4 protein-coding genes are annotated in these 4,361 nt (G+C 68.6%); 1 reads left to right on the forward strand and 3 read right to left on the reverse strand.

All coding sequences use genetic code 11. From position 1 onward, the window contains the following. Positions 1-2,501, reverse strand: a 2,501-nt coding sequence (locus ELR45_RS04050; protein WP_129663671.1) for an alkaline phosphatase D family protein, incomplete at its 3' end; no start/stop codon positions are given. Positions 2,502-2,667: 166 nt separating this feature from the next. Further along, a complete protein-coding gene (locus ELR45_RS04055; protein ID WP_129663673.1) occupies positions 2,668-3,345 on the reverse strand; it encodes an SDR family NAD(P)-dependent oxidoreductase in 678 nt (225 codons plus the stop codon). An 88-nt stretch (positions 3,346-3,433) separates the two neighbouring features. Here ELR45_RS04055 and ELR45_RS04060 point away from each other — a divergent pair, with 88 nt between their 5' ends. Beyond that, entirely contained in the window at positions 3,434-3,820 is a 387-nt protein-coding gene (locus ELR45_RS04060) for a MerR family transcriptional regulator (protein WP_129663675.1), read from the forward strand. 12 nt (positions 3,821-3,832) lie between these two features. Here ELR45_RS04060 and ELR45_RS36810 read toward each other — a convergent pair. Next, the coding region (locus ELR45_RS36810; RefSeq protein WP_205855879.1) for a BBE domain-containing protein at positions 3,833-4,361 on the reverse strand (529 nt) is incomplete at its 5' end.

The following is a 4,361-nucleotide window of genomic DNA, read 5'->3' on the forward strand; positions in this document are numbered from 1 at the left end:
GCCCATGGGTCGGCGTCGCCGCCGTTGTCGACCGCGGCGATCCGTCGCCGTAGAGTCCAGGACTCACCGGCGGCCAGCGTCACCTCCCACCGGCTCTGGATCCAGTTGCCGTTGCCGTACGCCGTGAACTCGGCGTCGTCGTACAGCAGAGCGTAGGTCTGCCCGTCGGTGCCGGTCATGCCGATCCAGGAACCGTCCGGGACGAACTCCCCCGGGTCACCGTACGGCGTGGTGATCGTGCCGTGGCCGGGGACGCCGCTGCGCTGACCCGGGCCGTCGTGATCGATGACGTCGCCGGCCCACACGGTCACGGACTCCGCACCGGTGTTGGTGAGAACGGACTCGGCGAGGATCCACGGCTGGCCCGGCTCGACGGTGAACATCGTCGCGACCGACACGTCCGGGACCTCCAGCGCCGCACCCGCGGCCCGGGCGACGCCACGTTCCGGCCCGGCGGACTCCACGTCCACCGAGGCCGAACGGACCAGACCCTGCTGCCAGCCCTCGGTCCCGGCCGGGGCGCTCGCCGCGACATACGGCAGGTTGAACCAGTCGATCTGGTCGAGGTGCCCCGCTGCCGCCATGTCGATCGGCTTGCCAGGCGTCGCGTTCGGTAGCTGGCCGTCGTTGGTGACCTTCGACACCGCCATCGCCAGCAGCCCGTTGCCCAGTACGAGGTCGTCGGAGACACCTTCGGCGTTCGGCCCTGGCACGCGTCGGCCGGTTCCGGCGTAGACGCCCGCGACGCGAGCAAGCGAGAAGTCCGCGCGTGGCGGCGCTCCCTCGTCCACGTCGAGCGTCATACTCGCTGACTCGTAGCCCACCGCGTGCGCCTCCAGCCGGTAGCTCCCAGGGGCCAGGAAGGACAGGTACTCACCGCTCGCATCCGTCCACACCCGCAGGGCCACCGAGCCGTCGTCCCGTCTGACCAGGATCTCCGCGTTGCGCAGCGGCTCGTCGTCGGCGGCGCTCACCACCGTCCCGGTGAAGCCGTCGCCCTCGTCGAGCCGTCGCGGCCCGGGCTCACCGTCGCGCACCTCGTACGAGGCGATCGTGTAGGCCGGCGACGACGCGCTCCGCGGATCCGTGACGATCCGCAACGTCGTCTGCCAGCGCTCCGGTGTCACCTCGCAGTGCACGTAGCCGCGGTAGCTGCCGTTGTAGAACTTCACGTGCGGATTCGCCGGCAGGCCTTGGCGGACCGCGTCGTCCCAGCCGATCCCAGACGAGATCGACGTGCCGACGAACTCCGAGGCCAGCACCGCCGACGACGGGTCGCTGAAGTCCGCCAGGATGTCGTTGACCCAATGCGAGTGCCAGTCGCCGGAGAGCACGACCGGGTTCGACGGCTCGTGCTCGACGATCGCGTCCAGCAGACGCTGCCGCGCCGCCGGGTACCCGTCCCACTGGTCGAGGTTGTACGCAAGACCCGGGCCGACGTCGTAGTCGAACGAGGCGAGGATGGTCTGCTGCGCGAGCACGTTCCACCGCGCCTTGGACTCCCGCAGCCGGTCGATGAGCCAGCGCTCCTGCTCCGGCCCGGTCATGGTGCGGTCCTCGTCGTAGACGTCGTCGCACGGCGGCTTGTTCATGCCGTCGCCGCATGCCTGGTCGTCGCGGTACTGGCGGGTGTCGAGGACGGAGAACTCCGCCAGCCTCCCCCAGCGGAACCCGCGGTAGATCGGGTAGTCCGGCCCGTCGGGCATGGTGCGCATCGGCAGGTGCTCGTAGTACGCCTGGAAACCGTTCGCGCGGCGGTCGGTGAACGGCAGGCCGTCGGGAGACCGATCGTCGTCCCTGGACCAGTTGTTCAGCACCTCGTGGTCATCCCACGTGGTGACGAACGGGAAGCGCGCATGCGCCTCGCGCAGGTCAGGCGAGGTCTTGTAGAGCGAATGCAACCGACGGAACTCGTCGAGGCTGCCGTTCTGGGTCTCGTAGATGTAGTCGCCCAGGTGGAGGACGAGGTCGAGGTCGTGCTCGGCCATGTCGCGATACGCCGGGTACGGGCCTCCCACCCAGTTCTGACAGGAGGCGACGGCGAAACGCAACGTGTCCGGATTGCTGCCGGGTGTCGGCAGGGTGCGGGTACGTCCGACGCGGCTGCGCACGCCCTCGGCTTCGAACCGATACCAGTACCACCGGTTCGGGGCGAGCCGATCGGCGATCGCGTGGACCGAGTGTGCGTCCCCAGGGCGGGCCGTGGCCTCGCCACGGCGCATCACGTGCCGGAAGTTCTCGTCCAGCGCGACCTCCCAGCGCACTGGCACGTCACGGTCCGGCATCCCGCCACCGTTCCCGGGATCCGGCGCGAGCCGCGTCCAGAGCACGACGCTGGTGTGGTCCGGGTCGCCCGACGCGACGCCGAGCGTGAACGGAGCGGGGTCGAGCTCGTCGGCCGTCGCCGCCTCCCGCCAGAGCGTTTGGACCGCGAGTGCCGTCACGGCGGCACCACCGGTCAGCTTCAGGAATCGTCGGCGGTCGAGCAGGTTCTCAGACATCGTCGCCCTCCTGGTCGCGGCTGTCTGCCGGATGGCGGAGGGGCCGGCCACGGGGAGGAGACCGGCCCCTCACTATTCAGTAAGGAAATGGACAACTCGGTCCCGAGCCAAGCCGACGAGCATGGCGTGCATGCGACCAGCAGCTGAACACCGCCGGAAGGAAAAGCTACGCGGCCACGATGACCTCGCTCTCCCAGGCGTGTCGCGGCTGGGTGTGCAGGCGCCAGTAGTGATCGGCGATGTCGTCCGGGTCGAGGTGCTCGGCCATATCCTCCGTGTCCGGCGTCGTGCCCCGCGCGACCGGGCCGTCGACGGTCACCGTGGCCACGTGAACGCCCGCCGGTCCGTACTCCTCGTCGAGCATGCTCAGGAACGTCCGCACCCCGGCCTTGCCGAGGGAGAGGCTCATGTAGCTCGGTTTTGGCGCCGGCATCCCGCCGGTGACGATGAACGTCCCCGACCGTCGGCGAGCCATCGGCGGCAGGACGTGTGCCGCCGTCGTGATCGCGCCGACGACGTTGACCGCCCACGCGTCGAGGTGTCCGGCGACGGAAAGGTCACCGAGCGCGTCCGGCCGGATCAGGGCGGCGTTGTAGACGACGGCGTCGGGCGGACCGAGCTCGCCGGCCGCGTCGTCCAGAGCGGCACGGAGAGCGATGTCATCCGTGCTGTCAGCCGCCAGCGGGACCACCGGAACGCCGTAGGGGTGGACGGCCTCGGCGACACCCTTGGCGGTCTTCTCGGTGCGGCTGATGAGCGTCACGGGAACGCCCTCACGCGCGAAGCGACAAGCGACGGCTTGTCCGATTCCTGGTCCTGCGCCGACGATGACGACTCCAGACATCAGGCACTCCTTCGTTCTCGATGCAATGACATCGCGACGCTAGACGTTGACATCAATGGGAAGGTCAAGTCGAGGCAATGGAGTGAGTATGCGGATCGGCACCCTGGCCCGCACGACAGGTGTCAACCAGCGGCTGTTGCGGTACTACGAGGAGCAGGGTCTGCTCCACCCAGCCCGAGATTTCAACGGCTATCGGGAGTACACGGATGCCGACGTCGTCTTGGTGCGTCACATCCGCCAACTGCTGGCGGCGGGTCTGCCGACCGCGGTGATCGCCGAGTTCCTGCACTGTATCGACGACGACGGAGGGAAGCCCGCGCCGTCGCTGTGTCCCATCATGCTTGAGCAGCTGGAACGGCAGCATGCACGCATGTCGGAAGAGATCGCCCGGCTTCAGTCGTCCCAGGACGCGCTCGCATCCCTGTTGGCCGCGGGCAGGTTCGACCGCCAAGGCGAGGACCGCCTCCGTGTGTGACCCATGAAACCGTCATGCGGGGCTCTGCCGGGGAGCGGGTGGGATGTTGTGGTTGAAGCGGAACATGTTTCCCGGGTCGTAGCTCGTCTTCAGCGCGACAAGCCGCGCATACGTCGCCTCCGTGAACGCCTGGCGAACGTCCTCGGGATCGGCATGGGCGACGCCGGCCATGAAGTTGAGGGTCCGCATGCCGCTGTTCCACGGGCTGAGTGCCTCGACCACTCGGTCCTGCCCGGCGTAGACGGCCTCGTCGTCGCCGACACCGAGGACACCGCCCGAGTAAAGCTGGAACTGGGCCGTGTTGTGCGCGACCGCGTTGGGCACGCGCGGCGGGCGAGCGAGCGCACCGCCGAGATGGCGGATCTCCACGCCAACCGCACCGTCCGACTCGGGTCCCGCCAGCTCAAGGATGGCTTCCACCGCGTCATGGTCGAGGTGATTGAGCTGCACGTTGTTGATGTGGTACGAGCCCGGTATGGGTGGGTCGTTATGGATGGTGCCGACATCGCTGTACGGAATCTCGGTGACGGTGTCGAGTAGC

This window comes from Phytoactinopolyspora endophytica, from assembly GCF_004138495.1.
Lineage (GTDB): Bacteria > Actinomycetota > Actinomycetes > Jiangellales > Jiangellaceae > Phytoactinopolyspora > Phytoactinopolyspora endophytica.

What these genes read in the sequence shown, in the direction of transcription:
- ELR45_RS04055 (WP_129663673.1), bottom strand. Translation starts at nt 3,345, where the DNA reads ATGTCTGGAGTCGTCATCGTCGGCGCAGGACCAGGAATCGGACAAGCC.
- ELR45_RS04060 (WP_129663675.1), top strand. Translation starts at nt 3,434, where the DNA reads ATGCGGATCGGCACCCTGGCCCGCACGACAGGTGTCAACCAGCGGCTG.